The 15,808-nt window shown below is 44.5% G+C and carries 15 protein-coding genes; 10 read left to right on the forward strand and 5 right to left on the reverse strand.

Features of this window, described 5'->3' with window-relative positions; all coding sequences use genetic code 11:
* The first annotated feature begins 61 nt into the window (after positions 1–61).
* From Q7V21_RS06940 to Q7V21_RS06950, 3 genes are all read left to right on the forward strand, one after another.
* Entirely contained in the window at positions 62–271 is a 210-nt protein-coding gene (locus tag Q7V21_RS06940; RefSeq protein ID WP_069295769.1) for a cold-shock protein, read from the forward strand.
* A gap of 146 nt (positions 272–417) precedes the next feature.
* Positions 418–1,173 (forward strand): DUF4197 domain-containing protein, encoded by a 756-nt coding sequence (locus Q7V21_RS06945; protein WP_304916585.1) that lies wholly within the window; start codon positions 418–420, stop codon positions 1,171–1,173.
* A 65-nt stretch (positions 1,174–1,238) separates the two neighbouring features.
* A complete protein-coding gene (locus Q7V21_RS06950; protein ID WP_304916586.1) occupies positions 1,239–2,003 on the forward strand; it encodes an elongation factor-1 alpha in 765 nt (254 codons plus the stop codon).
* Between the two features lie 78 nt (positions 2,004–2,081).
* Here the strand turns inward: Q7V21_RS06950 and Q7V21_RS06955 are convergent, their stop codons facing one another.
* The 3 genes from Q7V21_RS06955 to ung form a co-directional block, all read right to left on the reverse strand.
* On the reverse strand, positions 2,082–3,974 hold the full coding sequence (locus Q7V21_RS06955) for an ATP-binding cassette domain-containing protein (RefSeq protein ID WP_304916587.1): 1,893 nt from the start codon (positions 3,972–3,974) through the stop codon (positions 2,082–2,084).
* A gap of 3 nt (positions 3,975–3,977) precedes the next feature.
* Positions 3,978–5,873, reverse strand: coding sequence for an ATP-binding cassette domain-containing protein (locus tag Q7V21_RS06960; protein WP_304916588.1), 1,896 nt, complete (start codon positions 5,871–5,873; stop codon positions 3,978–3,980).
* A 75-nt stretch (positions 5,874–5,948) separates the two neighbouring features.
* A complete protein-coding gene (gene ung, locus Q7V21_RS06965) occupies positions 5,949–6,632 on the reverse strand; it encodes a uracil-DNA glycosylase (protein ID WP_304916589.1) in 684 nt (227 codons plus the stop codon).
* Positions 6,633–6,859: 227 nt separating this feature from the next.
* Here ung and Q7V21_RS06970 point away from each other — a divergent pair, with 227 nt between their 5' ends.
* The 6 genes from Q7V21_RS06970 to Q7V21_RS06995 all read left to right on the forward strand — a co-directional run bounded on the left by Q7V21_RS06970 (position 6,860) and on the right by Q7V21_RS06995 (position 14,465).
* Complete coding sequence (locus Q7V21_RS06970; RefSeq protein WP_304916590.1) at positions 6,860–7,909, forward strand: two-component system response regulator; 1,050 nt, start codon at positions 6,860–6,862, stop codon at positions 7,907–7,909.
* Entirely contained in the window at positions 7,878–11,408 is a 3,531-nt protein-coding gene (locus tag Q7V21_RS06975) for a transporter substrate-binding domain-containing protein (protein ID WP_304916591.1), read from the forward strand. The genes Q7V21_RS06970 and Q7V21_RS06975 overlap by 32 nt, the downstream gene beginning before the upstream one ends.
* A gap of 77 nt (positions 11,409–11,485) precedes the next feature.
* Positions 11,486–11,881, forward strand: coding sequence for a peptide-methionine (R)-S-oxide reductase MsrB (gene msrB / locus Q7V21_RS06980; RefSeq protein ID WP_304916592.1), 396 nt, complete (start codon positions 11,486–11,488; stop codon positions 11,879–11,881).
* Complete coding sequence (locus Q7V21_RS06985; RefSeq protein WP_304916593.1) at positions 11,868–12,137, forward strand: GIY-YIG nuclease family protein; 270 nt, start codon at positions 11,868–11,870, stop codon at positions 12,135–12,137. The genes msrB and Q7V21_RS06985 overlap by 14 nt, the downstream gene beginning before the upstream one ends.
* Positions 12,138–12,191: 54 nt before the next feature.
* On the forward strand, positions 12,192–13,790 hold the full coding sequence (locus Q7V21_RS06990) for an ABC-F family ATPase (RefSeq protein ID WP_304916594.1): 1,599 nt from the start codon (positions 12,192–12,194) through the stop codon (positions 13,788–13,790).
* A 111-nt stretch (positions 13,791–13,901) separates the two neighbouring features.
* On the forward strand, positions 13,902–14,465 hold the full coding sequence (locus Q7V21_RS06995) for a YSC84-related protein (RefSeq protein WP_304916595.1): 564 nt from the start codon (positions 13,902–13,904) through the stop codon (positions 14,463–14,465).
* Between the two features lie 36 nt (positions 14,466–14,501).
* On the opposite strand, the gene Q7V21_RS07000 is transcribed toward Q7V21_RS06995, so the two are convergent.
* Both Q7V21_RS07000 and Q7V21_RS07005 read right to left on the reverse strand, forming a co-directional pair.
* On the reverse strand, positions 14,502–14,711 hold the full coding sequence (locus tag Q7V21_RS07000) for a dodecin (protein ID WP_304916596.1): 210 nt from the start codon (positions 14,709–14,711) through the stop codon (positions 14,502–14,504).
* Positions 14,712–14,723: 12 nt separating this feature from the next.
* Complete coding sequence (locus tag Q7V21_RS07005) at positions 14,724–15,542, reverse strand: formate/nitrite transporter family protein (RefSeq protein WP_304916597.1); 819 nt, start codon at positions 15,540–15,542, stop codon at positions 14,724–14,726.
* A gap of 82 nt (positions 15,543–15,624) precedes the next feature.
* Here Q7V21_RS07005 and Q7V21_RS07010 point away from each other — a divergent pair.
* Positions 15,625–15,808, forward strand: a 184-nt coding sequence (locus Q7V21_RS07010; RefSeq protein WP_304916598.1) for a hypothetical protein, incomplete at its 3' end; no start/stop codon positions are given.

A 15,808-nucleotide genomic window follows, 5' to 3' on the forward strand; every position in this document is an offset into this window, starting at 1 on the left:
GGGGTAGTGTAAGCTGACTTAGGAGTTAAGTTAGCAGAAGATTTAAGATATTGAGGTTGATATGGCAGAGCAAGTTACAGGCACAGTGAAATGGTTCAATGACGCAAAAGGATTCGGCTTTATTGAACGCGCCGATGGTCCGGATGTATTTGTACATCACAGCGCGATTAAATCAGATGGTTTCAGAACTCTGAAAGAAGGCCAATCTGTCACGATGGAAGTGACACAAGGTCAAAAAGGTCCACAAGCGGAAAACGTTGTCCCTAGCTGATAACCAGGTCCGATACAGACATGAAAAACCGGTTAAGTAATTAGCCGGTTTTTTTTTGCCTGTAGCTTGTAATATTTTAAAGGTTTGGCTTGACGCTGGGTGACTTGCACAGGCAATATCCCACGCCCATGGGGAAGGAATTCATTATGTCTTATCGCGATAAATTTGGCGTTGTTTTAGTTACGCTGTCGCTTGGTTGTCTGGCTACAACGGCACAAGCTGACTGGAAACAATTCTTAAATGACTTCAGTAAGTCAGGAACCGCCATACTAGGGAATCAACAAGGTAGCGATTTAAGCACTGATACGATCGCCAATGGCTTAAAAGAAGCCTTGGAAGTAGGTACAAGGAAAGCGGTAGAAAGCGTCAGTCAGGAAGGCGGATATCTGAATAACCCGCAAATTCGTATTCCACTCCCACCTCGCGTACAACAGGCCGCTGGACTTATGCGTCAGATGGGTCTGAATAAAATGGCCGATGACTTTGAGCAAAGCATTAATCGCGCAGCAGAAAAAGCAGCCCCACAAGCAACATCGATCATGATTGATGCGATTAAAAGCATGACCATTGACGATGCTCGCACTATTTTGAATGGTGAGAATGATGCTGCTACCCGTTTCTTTGAAGATCGCACCAGAGGCAAACTCGCAGGCTTATTTGAACCGATCATCGATAGTTCATTGAACGAAGTTGGCGCGACCCGCTATTACAATCAACTTGACGATAAAGTCAGTTCATTACCTGTAGTAGGGCAAGATCTGAATCTGGATTTACCCGATTATGTAACGGGACAAGCATTGGATGGCTTATTTGTCATGCTGGCTCAGGAAGAACAGAAAATCCGTAACAATCCGGCAGCACGTACCTCAGAAATTTTGCAGCAAGTTTTTGGCAGTAAATAGCGTTTTTGCCTACTCAGCAAAACCGCTATGTAATAAAATAATCACAATAAAAATAAGGGAACAACATGGCAACAAATCACAACCTGAATCTAGCAAGTCAAGGCACCTCATTAAAAGCACTTTTTACCGGTTATTTGGTTGTGGTGGCTGTAGGTTACCTGATGGCAATCGTACAAATCCAGCTGACCCACGGATTGGCTGATGGCAAGTACGGTCTGTCTATTGATGATATCGTCTACAGTTATTACGGCAATAGAAGCAACTCGTTACTGGAAAATAAATTACATGGTTCGATGAAACCGATGGCAACAGATGATGAACGGGCTAAAATCATTAGCTGGGTTCATGCTGGCGCGACCGAAGATGCCTATGAAAATGACGGTATCAGACAAATCTTTGATGCTAAATGCATCATCTGTCATAACGCTGATGCCGGTGGTGCGGTTCCCGATTACTCTGACTTTAAACAGATAAAAGACCGCGCGGTAGTGGATACCGGAGCCAGTATTGCCTCGCTGGCTCGTGTTTCGCATATCCACCTATTCGGTATTGCCTTTATCTTTATGTTTGTCGGGCTGATCTTCAGTTTGGCTTCGGGTGTACCTAAAGTATTAAAAGTCACCGTTATTTCCATGCCATATATCTTTCTGTTGATCGATATCAGTTCATGGTGGTTGACTAAATTGAATCCTAACTTTGCCTGGTTTGTCATCATCGGTGGTGGTGCAATGGCGTTATCTTTTGCCTTTATGTGGATAGTGTCGATGTACGAAATGTGGATCCTGCCTCGCATTCGTGAAGATAACCGTGACGCCTTACTCGACGAGTAAAGCCTGATTGGAAAAGCCGCTGTCTTGTTTTATCAAGACAGCGGCTTTTTTGTTTGTTAAGCCGGTAAATATTCAAGCTTAAGCGTTTTGCAAGGCTTCCAGTTTTTCCCATTTCTCAAAAGCGGCTTCCAGCGATTTTTCCAAATCTGCCATCTGTGTTTGAGTCTGTTTAATTTTAGTTGCATCCTGCTGATAAAAGTCAGCCGCCGCCATTTTTTCTGTCAGAGCTGTGATCTGCTGTTCGAGTTTTTCAATTTCCAGCGGTAATGCTTTCAAATCCAACTGTTGCTGATAAGTTAAAGTGGATTTTTTCTTAGCCGGTTTTGCAGTAGAAGCCGGTTCCAGTTTGGTTGCTGGTTTGTCCTGTTTGGCAGGTTGCTGGCGTTGTGCCAGCCAATCGTCATAGCCACCGACATATTCACGCACTTGCTGATCTTCATCAAAAACAATGCAGCTGGTCACCACATTATTCAGAAAGCTCCGATCATGGCTGACCAGCAACATGGTACCGGTAAAGCCCAATAATAAGTCTTCCAGCAATTCCAACGTTTCAGCATCAAGATCGTTAGTCGGTTCATCGAGCACCAGTAAATTGGCTGGTTGGGTAAATAATTTGGCCAACAACAAGCGATTACGCTCACCGCCTGATAACACTTTTACCGGTGTACGGGCGCGTTCTGGAGTAAACAGAAAATCCTGCAAGTAACCAATGATATGTTTACGGCTGCCATTAACTTCAACAAAGTCCCTGCCCTGCCCAACGTTATCTACAACACTAGCTTCTTCATCAAGTTGGCTGCGTAATTGATCAAAATAAGCCACCTGCAAGTTGGTTCCCAAACGTACCGTACCGGATTGAGGTTCAGCCCGACCTAATAAAATCGATAATAAAGTACTTTTGCCACAGCCATTCGGCCCGATAATACCGATGCGATCACCTCGTTGAATGAGAGCTGAGAAATCTTTAAACAACTGTCTGCCATCAAATTCCTGGCTGATATTTTCAACTTCAACCACCAACTTGCCACTGCGATCTCCTTCCTGGATCTGCATCGACACGTTGCCTAGCACTTCACGACGTTGACCGCGTTCACGTCGCAGCTTTTCCAATGCTCGGACCCGACCTTCATTACGGGTACGCCGCGCTTTAATGCCTTGACGGATCCATACCTCTTCCTGAGCCAGTTTTTTATCAAACAAGGCATTCTGTTCGGCTTCAGCTGCCAGCAAGGCTTCACGTTTCTGCAAAAAGCTATGGTAGTCACCGGGAAAACTAACCAACTGACCACGATCCAACTGCACAATACGAGTCGCCAATGCCTGCAAAAAGCTCCGATCATGGGTGATGAATAACAAGGTGCCACCGTAGCTTTTCAGAAACCCTTCCAGCCAGGTGATTGAGCTGATATCCAAATGGTTGGTTGGTTCATCCAGCAATAAAATATCCGGTTGACGAACCAGCGCCTGAGCCAGTAAAACACGACGCTTCATTCCGCCAGAAAGACTGGCAAACTCAACATCTGCATCAAGCGATAAACGCGAAATAACCGTTTCAACTTGCTGCTCGAGACTCCAACCATCAACCGCTTCGAGTTTATGTTGGGCTTTTTCCAGCTTGTTGAGAATTTGCTCACTGCTGTCATGCTGCAATTGCTGAACAATATGGTGATATTCCACCAGCAATGGGGCAACTTCACCCAGCCCTGCAGCCACCACATCAAATACACTGCCACCAGTGCCAGCAGGAACTTCCTGCTCTAGGCGGGCTATTTTCAATTCCTGTAGACCCACCATCTCACCGCTGTCAGGCGTAATCTCGCCGGCAATGACTTTCATTAATGTAGATTTACCGGCACCGTTACGGCCAACCAGACACACTCTTTCGCCTTTATCGAGCTGGAAGTCGACTTTATCAAGTAAATTGGGTCCACCATAACTGACGGACAGCTGTTTTAAAGACAATAATGCCACGGGTTAAACCTCTGCAGTTTCTGCGTTTTCGAGTATTTCACTGGCTTCAAGCCAGTCCATTTCAGCCTGTTCCAATGCCGCCTTGGTTGCGGCTTGCTGTTGTAACAGAGCTTTGAGTTTTTCTTTATTAGCCGCTTCATACAGCGTTGTATCGGCGAGTTGTAATTCGATTTTGGCCAGTTCAGCATTCAGTTTGTCGAGGCTCTGTTCTGCCTTTTTGACCTGATTTCGTAGCGGCTGTAATTTCTGGCGTTGCTGTGCTGCAGTTTGGCGATCCAGCTTTTTGGTATTGTTAGCAACACTTGTTTTATCACTGGTGTTGCTAGCCATGTCACGGCCTAAACGCAGTTGTCGGTAGTCATCCAAATCACCGTCAAATTCAGCAGCTTTGCCATCTGCCACCAGCCATAAGTCATCGGTGACATTACGTAGAAAATACCGATCATGCGATACCACAACCAAGGCACCTTCATATTCCTGCAATGCCATCGTCAATGCCAGGCGCATTTCCAAATCAAGGTGATTGGTCGGCTCGTCAAGTAGTAACAACGCTGGACGTTGATAAACCAATAATGCCAGTACTAAACGCGCCTTTTCGCCACCTGAGAATGGGGCAACTGGCTCCAGAGCGGTATCTCCATTAAACCCGAAACCACCGAGAAAATTACGGCAATCCTGTTCCGTTGCCAGCGGATCCAGTCTTTGTAAATGCTTTAACGCACTTTCATCTGGACGCAATTGTTCTAATTGATGCTGGGCAAAATAGCCAATAACAATATCCTTGCCTTCTCTACGTTTGCCACTTAGAGGTTCTAATTCGCCAGCAATCAGCTTGATTAATGTCGATTTACCTGCCCCGTTAGGCCCTAATAAACCGATTCGATCACCGGGTGCCAGATGGAGTTTTATATTGTCAATTAATGGTGTTTGTTGATAACCGACACTGGCTTTATCCAAGGCTAAAATTGGTGTGGTTAACCGCCGCGGTTCAAAAAAACGAAAATGAAATGGTGAATCGACATGGGCTGGAGCTATTTTTTCCATGCGCTCCAAGGCTTTAATACGGCTTTGGGCTTGTTTGGCTTTGGTGGCTTTAGCTTTAAAGCGATTCACAAAGTCACGAATATGGGCAATTTCGGATTGCTGCTTCTGATAAGCAGCTTGTTGATTAGCCAAATGCTCAGCACGCGCTAATTCAAAATCGGAATAATTACCTGTATACAATTTGACTCGTTGTTGTTCAATATGGGCGATATGGGTGACCACCCGATCCAGAAACTCGCGATCATGTGAAATCACCAGCAAGGTACCGCCATAACTGCGTAGCCACTCTTCCAGCCAATAAACCGCTTCGAGATCAAGATGATTGGTTGGTTCATCCAGCAGCAATAAATCACTGCGACACATCAATGCCTGAGCAAGATTAAGTCGCATGCGCCAGCCACCGGAAAAGGTTCTGACCGCCCTTTCCTGCTGATCAGCAGTGAAACCCAAACCATGTAGTAATTTTGCCGCCCGGCTGCGTGCGGTATAGCCATCAATCAGCCCTAACTGATCATGCAACTGAGTTTGCAGATGACCATCTGCATTTTTCTCAGCCTGCAACAACTGTGTCAGTAACTGACTTAGTTCGGCATCACCTTGCAACACATAGTCGATCGCCGATGTATCGACTGCAGGAGTTTCCTGAGCCACATGGGCAATAACCCATGATTCAGGCAGGGTCAGATCTCCGCTATCGGCATGTATTTCATTACGGATCATCGCAAACAAGCTGGATTTTCCCGTGCCATTGGCGCCAGTCAAACCAATACGTTGTCCAGGATGAATCACCAGATTGGCAGCTTCAAACAGTAAACGTGGTCCGCGGCGTAAAGATAGTTGGCTAAGATTTATCATGGCGCGAATTGTATCAAGCCTGCTGGTCGACTGTATTGAAGAAATATGACTGTTAGAGAAATGACCGCAAAAAAATTAAACGGATGACGGCAATTGCCACTCAATAGGAGTTTGTCCATGTTGCTGTAAATAAGTATTGGCCTGGCTGAAATGTTTGCAGCCTAGGAAACCTCGATGCGCTGACAATGGTGACGGATGCGGTGCCTTTAATACCAGATGTCGCTTGCTATCGATAGCAAGGCCTTTTTTCTGCGCGTAACTGCCCCACAACATAAATACAACATTATCGCGTTGTTGATTTATCAGACTAATCACCCGATCAGTAAACTGTTCCCAGCCCTTTCCCTGGTGCGCATTGGCTTGACCATGTTCTACCGTTAAAACGGCATTGAGTAATAAAACACCCTGTTTTGCCCAGGCCTCCAGATAGCCATGCTTGGGTGGAGTGATACCCAGATCGTTATTAAGCTCTTTATAAATATTCATTAATGAAGGTGGAATGGCGACGCCCGGTTTCACTGAAAAACACAAACCATGTGCCTGTCCAGGCTGATGGTATGGATCCTGTCCGATAATCACTACTTTGACTTGTGACAATGGTGTGGTTTCCAGTGCATGAAACCAATCTGCTGAATGGGGATAAATTATTTTGTGTTGCGCTTTTTGCTGCTGCAGAAAAACCTTCAGCTGCTGCATATAAGGTTTTTCAAATTCTGTCTCTAGTAACGCTTGCCATTCAGGCGCTTTTTGCAAAGCCATTATTGCTTCCCCATAGTTAAAGTCCCATCATACGGATATTGACTTTATTACTCATCATTGCAACTCAGATATATAGTTATCAGTCGAAGGGTATCAGCTGAAAGTATTTGATATTTCAAAGTTTCAGGCCGATAGACAAGTTATTAAGTTACTGTTACTTTCCATAGATACCATTTGCAGCTATTCAAATTTTTTGTCGCAATAGTATCTATTTACAAGGAATCGCGATGGATAATAACGCCAATGTATTAATCGTAGATGATGTTCCTGACAATATTCAGGTGGCGATGAATTTTTTAAAAGAAGAGCCCTATAATCTCTCCTTTGCTACCCGAGGGCAGGAAGCCCTGGCCTTGATGCGAACTCACGATTATGACCTGATCCTGCTGGATATCATGATGCCAGAAATGGACGGTTATGAAGTGTGTCGACGGATAAAAGCAGAGCCGCGGTTACAGGACATTCCGATTATATTTGTTACGGCCAAGGTGGATGTTGATTCCATTTCTCAGGGCTTTCATGCTGGCGCAGTGGATTATCTTTGTAAACCCTTTCACGCCGAAGAGTTACTCGCAAGAGTCAACACCCATCTCACTCTTTACCGCGCTAAAAAACTTCTGCAACAAAATAATCTTTCACTTCAGCACAAATACGAACAAAACCAGCAACGTCTACTGACTGAACTGGAGCAAAATCAGCTGGAAATGATTTATGTCTTAACCGAATTAATGGAATCCACCTCCGATGAAACCGGCAAACATATCCGCCGGGTAGCAGAATCTTGCAGGTTATTGGCTCTGTATCACGAAAGTCTGACCGATGAAGATGCCGATATTCTGTTTCATGCCGCGCCGATGCATGATATTGGCAAAATTACTATTCCCCACTCCATTCTGCACAAACCCGGCAAACTTACAGAAGACGAATTTGCCATTATGAAAACCCATACCACCCGAGCCTTTAAAATCCTTAATAACTCCAAGCGTAAATATACTAAGGCCGCGGCTATCATCGCACATCAACACCATGAAAAATGGGATGGCACCGGTTATCCGCAAGGCTTGAAGGGCCAGGACATTCATATCTACGGTCGTATAGTGGGTTTGATTGATGTGTTCGATGCCCTTATGCACAAACGCGTTTATAAAGAAGCCTGGTCGCTGGAAGCCACCGTGGATTACATTAAAAAACACAGCAGTAGTCAGTTTGACCCTTATTTGGTGAATATATTGATGGATCATATTGATGAATTTGTTGCTATTGCCGATCAAAACTAACTGGCTGTTATTTATTGTTCTGCTTTGCATCAGTTGCCGACTGTCGGCGCTGACGTTTACAGAAGAAGAACAGGCATGGATCGCTGATAATCCGGAAGTTCTGTTAGGGGCGGACTACAGCTGGGCCCCCTATGATTTTCTCAACGAAAATAACGAACATGACGGTATTGCTGCTGATGTTTTAAGGCTGATCAGTGAAAAAAGCGGTTTAAACATTGTGGTCAAACCCGATGTCTGGGCGGACACAATGCAAAAAATGCGTAATGGTGAGTTAATGGGGCTGAGTTGCGCGGCAGCCAACACAGAACGCGAAGAGTTTCTGTTATTCAGCAAACCTTACGTGAGTATGTCTCTGGGAATTATTGTTCAGCAGCATCGCGATGATATTAAGTCCATCGAAGATCTGGCAGGCCTTACCTTGGCCGTCAATGAAGATTCTTACTTGCATAACTGGCTGAAAATCCATTATCCCGACCTGGATTTGTTGTTGACGGATTCTAATGATGATTCGCTTGAAGCCGTGTCTTTTTCAAAAGCAGACGCTTATATCGGTAATATTGCGGTTGCTAGCAACGTCATTAAACAACGCTATCTTTCCAATGTGAAAGTGGTCGCCAAAGTGCCTGGACTGACCACGGATACTTCGGTCGCGATCGATAAACGTTATCCGCTATTGCATAGCATTATAGAAAAGTCCCTGGCGGCAATTACGGCTGCAGAAAAACAGCAAATTATTGACAAATGGTACGCCGTCGTCACTGACAATACGGGCTTTGAAGTATTACCTGTCGAACAAAACCGACTGGATTTGAGCGATAACGAACAGCAATGGATAAAAGACAACCCGGTGATAAAAATCGGAGTTGATCCTTATTGGCCGCCGTTTGATTTTATTGATAAAAATGGTGAGCACAGTGGTATCAGCGCTGATTATCTAAAGTTAATCAGCAAGCAAACCGGTTTGCAATTCCAGCTGGAAACTTACAATGACTGGCAATCAGTTATCAATGCTGCCCAGTTAAGGCAAGTTGATTTGATACCTGCTCTCTCACGTAATACCTTTCGTGAAACATTTATGGATATGTCTATTCCTTATCTCGACTATCCACTTGCCATTGCCACTACCAAGTTCGGTCATCTCACCAACCTGAGTCAACTCAGCAATAAACCGGTTGGCGTGGTTAAGGGGTACTTTGCAGAGTCCATCTTATTGGCTCACTATCCGGAAATTAACATTATCTACGTTCCCTCCGTACGGGAGGGTTTAACGATGCTAGCGGCTGAAGAGATTGATGCGTATTTTGATATTATTGCGACCATTACCTACAACGCCAGTCAAATAGGTTTAACCCATCTCAACACCAGTATTGTTCGCGAATATTCGTCGGCCTTACATATGGGGATAACCAAAGAGCAACCAGAGTTACTGTCAATCATAAACAAAGCACTGGCCGCGATCACCGCCGAAGAAAAACGAGTTATCGATCAACGCTGGATGTCGATAAACACTTTCGATCGCACTAACTACACCTTACTGTTTCAAGTTGCCGGTATTTTGCTGCTTATTCTGTTAGCCAGCATTTATTGGAACAGACGATTAAGTATTGAAGTCAATAAACGCCTTATTTCCGAACAACAACTTCGGGACAGCGAAGCGCAGCTGTTACATTTGATTAATGTCATGCCGATGAGTCTGATGGTGACCTCAGCCATTGATGGCAGCATTTTACTGGCCAATGAACATTGTTATGAAGAATTGGGGTTTACACCAGAGCAACAACAGACCATTAAGGTTCAAGAATTTTACGCTGATCTTGGCCAGCGTCAGGGCATACTGCAACGGCTGACAAAGCAAGGGGAAATCATTGGCGAAATGGTCAAAATTAAAACCAGAAATGGCCAGATCATTCAGGGAATGTTTTCGACCATATCGATTCAATATCAAGGTAAACCCGCATTTCTTGGTTTTTACCTCAATATGGAAGAACGCATTACTCTGGAAAATTCTTTAAAAGAAGCAAAAGCCCACGCTGAAGCAGCGAACCTGGCCAAATCCCAATTTCTCGCCAATATGAGTCATGAAATTCGTACCCCGATGAATGCGATTCTGGGTTTTACCGAATTGCTGGACGAGCAAATCACTGAGCCGAGACTCAAAGCTTTTATCAAAACTATTCGCGGTGCCGGTAATACCCTGTTGTTGCTTATCAACGATATTCTTGATCTATCGAAAATTGAAGCCGGTAAATTACAGTTAAACAAAACCGCAACCGATCCCCATCAATTGTTTGATGAAATCGCCAATATGTTTGTATTGCAGATCCGCAATAAGGATTTGGCTTTGCACTTGGAGATTGATCCTCATTTACCACATGGTTTATTACTTGACGCTACACGCCTCAGACAAGTGTTGTTTAATCTGATCAGCAACGCAGTAAAGTTCACCGATACTGGCCATATACGTATTCATGTACATGCCGATAATGTTGATGATCATCTGAGTAAGCTTGACTTGCATATTCTGGTCGAAGACACCGGTATCGGTATTCCCGAAACAGAAGTCGAACATATTTTCGAAATTTTTGCCCAACAATCCGGCCAGGATGTTCGTAGGTATGGTGGCACTGGACTTGGCTTATCGATCACCCGCCGTTTGATTGAAATGATGGGTGGGCAAATTCATCTGCAAAGTCAAAGCGGAGAAGGTTCGGTATTCAGTATTGATTTGCCCGGCATTGATATCGCTGCCATTGCCAGCGACAAACTTCGCCAACAGGCGTTAACGTTTGATGCCAGCCGGATCCGTTTTGAACCAGCCCACATGTTGATCGTTGATGATGTTAATCATAATCGGGAGTTGATCCGACAACATTTTATCAACAGTAATATTCAAACTACTGAAGCAGAAAATGGTCAGCTGGCTGTCGATTTTGTGAAAAACAATCCGGTGGATCTGGTTTTAATGGATATCCGTATGCCGGTGATGGACGGTTACGAGGCAGCCAAACAAATCAAGCTGATCAAACCTGATTTACCAGTAGTCGCCTTAACCGCCTCAGTGATGAAAGATTCTTATGAACAGGATAAGCTGCAGCATTTTGATGCCTATTTGCGTAAGCCCGTGCTCCGCAATGAATTATTTCATGCCTTGAGTGTATTTTTGGCTTATCAGACCGTTGAGATCGCAACCTCAGCACCTCTGCAGGATAATTGGTCTCAACTCAATAAACCGCAACTCTTATTGATCTTTAATCATTTTCAGACCGATATTGATGAAATTTGGCAAAAAGCCAGCCAAAGCAATAGCATGACCGACATAAAAGCATTTGCTCACGCGATTGCCAATCTGGCCACTGAATATCAAATTGATACCCTGGATCGATATGCCAGCCAGTTACTGGAACGCATTGATGCATTTGATATTGAAGGCATGAAAATATTATTGAAGCAATTTGCCTCGTTACGCACCAGTCTCCAACAGATTATTCATAGTTTTTAATCAAGAATGTTTCTGTAAGTGTGATTTGTCTGGCACTTTTTTATACAATGCCACCACCTTGTAATTGAGATGGGCTAATGAATTCCGATTTAAAAACGGATGCACAGTGGCGTCAACAACTTAATGAAGAACAATATCGTATTACCCGGCTGGCAGGTACAGAACCTGCATTTTCTGGAGAATACGTCGATCATGAAGAAACAGGTCATTATCACTGCATATGTTGTGGTCAGGCACTATTTGCTTCAGAAGACAAATTCAATGCCGGTTGCGGTTGGCCGAGTTTTTCCTCGCAGCTGGAGCATGGCGTAGTCACCCACCATCCGGATTACAGCCACAATATGGATCGCACTGAGGTTCGCTGTCAGCAATGCGATGCGCATCTTGGGCATGTGTTTGATGATGGTCCGGCCCCCACGGGTCTGCGTTACTGTATTAATTCGGTTGCCCTCGACTTTCATGACAAAGAATGAATGGACGCTGTATATCATTGAGGCCGCCAATGGCCATCTCTATACCGGCATTACCACAGACCTGGAGCGTCGTTTAAAACAACATCAGAATCATATCGGTGGTGCCCGTTTTTTCCACACCAGTGAGGCCCAGCAAGTGGTGTATCAGGAACAGCATCCTGATCGCAGTAGTGCCAGCCGTCGAGAAGCGGCAATCAAAAAGCTCAGCAGACAACAAAAACTGATCCTTATCGGTAAACCATCAGACCATGTATAATGGCGCGTTTTTTCAGCACGTCTGAATTTCTCCTTTGGATACAGGATTTTAACTTTGTTAAGCACAGCTAACATCACCATGCAATTCGGGGCCAAACCCCTGTTTGAAAATGTCTCAGTCAAGTTCGGCGGAGGCAATCGCTACGGCCTGATTGGCGCCAATGGCTGTGGTAAATCGACTTTCATGAAAATACTGGCAGGTGTCCAAGAGCCTACCTCAGGTAATGTCAGTTACGATCCTAATGAATCCTATGCAGTATTAAAACAGGATCAGTTTGCTTACGAAGATCAGCGCGTCATTGATGTGGTCATTATGGGCAAACCTGACTTATGGGAAGTACATAAAGAGCGGGATCGGATTTATAACCTGCCGGAAATGAGCGAAGAAGATGGCCTGAAAGTCGCTGATCTGGAAGGTGAATACGCTGAAATGGATGGTTATACTGCTGAGTCCAGAGCCGGAGAATTACTGTTAGGTGTTGGCATTCCGGTTGAACAGCATTATGGCCCGATGAGTGAAATCGCTCCAGGTTGGAAATTACGTATTTTGCTGGCTCAAGTGTTGTTTGCCGACCCCGACATCATGTTGCTTGATGAACCGACCAACCATTTGGACATCAACACTATTCGCTGGCTGGAAGAAGTATTAAGTCAACGTAGCAGCACCATGATCATCATTTCGCATGATCGGCATTTCCTGAATCGTATCTGCACCCATATGGCCGATATGGATTATGGCGAACTGCGTATTTATCCAGGTAATTATGATGAATATATGATTGCCTCTACCCAGGCACGCGAACGTCTGCAATCCGATAATGCCAAGAAAAAAGCCCAGATCAAAGAATTACAGGAATTCGTATCGCGCTTCTCTGCTAATGCTTCCAAGGCAAAACAGGCGACTTCTCGTCAAAAACAAATGGAAAAAATTCAGCTGGATGACATTAAACCTTCCAGCCGGGTGAATCCATTTATTCGTTTTAATCAGGAAAAGAAACTGTTCCGTAATGCTTTGGAAGTCAGCAAACTGACGCAAGGTTACGATAACGAAAAACCATTGTTTGAAAATTTCAGTTTTATGGCTGAAGTAGGCGAAAAAATTGCTGTTATCGGTCCCAACGGTATTGGTAAAACTACCTTTGTGAAAACATTGGTTGGTGAACTGGCTCCCAAATCCGGCAACGTTAAATGGTCTGAAAACGTCAATATCGGTTATTACGCTCAGGATCATGATCATCTGTTTAAAAACGATATGACCTTGTTTGAATGGATGTCACAGTGGGGCAGCCCAGAAGATGATGAACAGGTTATTCGTGGCACATTAGGCCGGCTGCTATTTTCTGGTCACCTGATCGATAAAAAAGTAAATGTACTGTCCGGTGGTGAAAAAGGCCGCATGCTGTTTGGTAAATTGATCCTGCAAAAACCCAATATTCTGGTGATGGATGAACCGACCAACCATATGGATATGGAGTCGATTGAGTCACTTAATCTGGCATTGGAAAACTACGAAGGCACCTTGATTTTCGTTTCCCATGATCGTGAGTTTGTCTCGTCATTGGCGACTCGGGTATTTGATATGGAAAATGAAGGCATTACCGACTTTACCGGTACTTATGATGAGTACCTGAGAAGTCTGGGTATTAATAACTAGAGCATTGCTTCAATCCTGGTCAGTGCGTGGTTTCTGCGCACTGGCCAGCTTCCCTCATATGAGTTTGCGTGCTATGTTGAAATCCCAATAACGTAGTTGAGGATTTACAGCATGTTAAACCGACATACGATTAATTTAACTGGCCTGCTAGCAATGGTTTTTGCTTTGGCATTGCTGGCTCTCCCTGGTCATTCGTTCGCAGCTTCTGCCGCAGAAATTGATATTAAAGTTGATGAAGCTCTGAAACGCTTCCAGACAGAAGTTTCCGGTGGTGAGCGTTTTCTTGAAAAAGCAAAAGGAGTGCTGGTTTTTCCGGATGTTATTAAAGCTGGTTTTGGCATCGGTGGCGAATACGGTGAGGGCGCATTACGCATAGGTGGCAGTACAGTGGATTATTACAACACCGCAGGTGCTTCGATTGGCTTTCAATTAGGTGCTCAGCAAAAAACCGTGATCCTGGTGTTTATGACCGATGAGGCATTAAAGCAATTTCGTGACAGTGATGGCTGGAAAGCTGGTGTTGACGGTTCTGTCGCCGTGGTTGAATGGGGTGTCGGTGAAGATATTAATACGACAAATATTCATGACCCTGTTGTGGGCTTTGTTTTCAGCAATAAAGGTCTGATGTATAACTTGACGCTCGAAGGCGCCAAGTTTACTAAGTTGAATAAATAGCCTCTAGCTACTGTGATGATTTAAGATCGACCAATACTAGTCTTCAATACGAAAACCGAGTTTGATAGTGACTTGCCAGTAACGGACCCCGCCGTTTTCGATATAGCCGCGGGTATCCGTTACTTCAAACCAATGCAGGTTTTTCACAGTTTCAGAAGCTTTAGCAATCGCGTTTTCTATGGCTTTGTCAGAGCTTTCGACCGAGCTGCCGGTAATTTCAATATGTTTATAAACATGTTCTGTCATAGAGCTTCCTTTTTATTTACGCAAATAGATGAACCAGTAAAACATTCCTACAAAAACACTGCCTCCCAGCATATTGCCCAAGGTCACCGGGATCAAGTTATGCCAGAAAAATCCGCCGATCGTCAGTTGCTCAGAGACCACCATCGTGGCTCCAGTCTGTGCTTGTGCCAGTAAACCCGCCGGAATAAAAAACATATTGGCAACACTGTGCTCAAACCCCAACGCAACAAATGCGCTAATAGGAAAAATTACTGCCAGCACCTTGTCTGTGACATTGCGGCCCGCCATACATAACCAGACAGCGAGACATACCAGAATATTGCACAAGACGCCTCGAACGAAAGCCTCCATCCAGCTCAAGTTCACTTTACTATCAGCTATAGCCACTACTTTCTGTCCAATTGCTCCATCTCCTTGCCACCATAAACCACTCAAATACATCAACAGCAAAATTCCCAATGCGCCAATGAAATTGCCAAGATAGACAATTACCCAGTTTTGTATCAGCTGTCTGAAGTTGATCAAACCATCAATACAGGCCATCACCAATAAGTTGTTACCGGTAAATAATTCGGCCCCGGCTACCACCACCAGAATCAACCCCAGACAAAATGCCATTCCACCAATCAGTCTCATCAATCCTGCTGGCATTAAGCCAGCGTCGTAGGTGACCAGCGTAAAGAATGCTGCCCCCAGCGCGATAAATGCCCCGGCTAATAATGCCAGGGCAAATACTCTAAGCGGATCCACCGTACATTTACTCAGACTGATTTCTTCTATACGCCGGGCTATTTCTTTAGGTGTATATGCGTCAACTGAAAAAGGATCCATGGTATTTTCTCAATATTGAAAAACAAGTTAGCTGATAATCACACACATGTGCATACAGCACCATGCCCATCGAAATAAATGAATGATTTTGCTATCTTTTCATAGAGCCGGCACGTATAATTGCACGCTCGCAAATGTCACTTTTACAGCTTTGTTTCCAAAGCTGCCCATCACAGGTTATTCAATGTCCACACCAGAAAACGATACAACACCCTCATTCGCTGAGTTAGGGTTAGCCGCTCCAATTTTACAAGCCGTACAACAAC

This window comes from Methylophaga sp. (genome assembly GCF_030651745.1).

What these genes read in the sequence shown, in the direction of transcription:
- ung (WP_304916589.1), bottom strand. Translation starts at nt 6,632, where the DNA reads ATGGCTTTGCAAAAAGCGCCTGAATGGCAAGCGTTACTAGAGACAGAA.
- Q7V21_RS06985 (WP_304916593.1), top strand. Translation starts at nt 11,868, where the DNA reads ATGACAAAGAATGAATGGACGCTGTATATCATTGAGGCCGCCAATGGC.
- Q7V21_RS06945 (WP_304916585.1), top strand. Translation starts at nt 418, where the DNA reads ATGTCTTATCGCGATAAATTTGGCGTTGTTTTAGTTACGCTGTCGCTT.
- Q7V21_RS07005 (WP_304916597.1), bottom strand. Translation starts at nt 15,542, where the DNA reads ATGGATCCTTTTTCAGTTGACGCATATACACCTAAAGAAATAGCCCGG.
- Q7V21_RS06960 (WP_304916588.1), bottom strand. Translation starts at nt 5,873, where the DNA reads ATGATAAATCTTAGCCAACTATCTTTACGCCGCGGACCACGTTTACTG.
- msrB (WP_304916592.1), top strand. Translation starts at nt 11,486, where the DNA reads ATGAATTCCGATTTAAAAACGGATGCACAGTGGCGTCAACAACTTAAT.
- Q7V21_RS06970 (WP_304916590.1), top strand. Translation starts at nt 6,860, where the DNA reads ATGGATAATAACGCCAATGTATTAATCGTAGATGATGTTCCTGACAAT.
- Q7V21_RS06940 (WP_069295769.1), top strand. Translation starts at nt 62, where the DNA reads ATGGCAGAGCAAGTTACAGGCACAGTGAAATGGTTCAATGACGCAAAA.
- Q7V21_RS07000 (WP_304916596.1), bottom strand. Translation starts at nt 14,711, where the DNA reads ATGACAGAACATGTTTATAAACATATTGAAATTACCGGCAGCTCGGTC.
- Q7V21_RS06950 (WP_304916586.1), top strand. Translation starts at nt 1,239, where the DNA reads ATGGCAACAAATCACAACCTGAATCTAGCAAGTCAAGGCACCTCATTA.
- Q7V21_RS06975 (WP_304916591.1), top strand. Translation starts at nt 7,878, where the DNA reads ATGAATTTGTTGCTATTGCCGATCAAAACTAACTGGCTGTTATTTATT.
- Q7V21_RS06995 (WP_304916595.1), top strand. Translation starts at nt 13,902, where the DNA reads ATGTTAAACCGACATACGATTAATTTAACTGGCCTGCTAGCAATGGTT.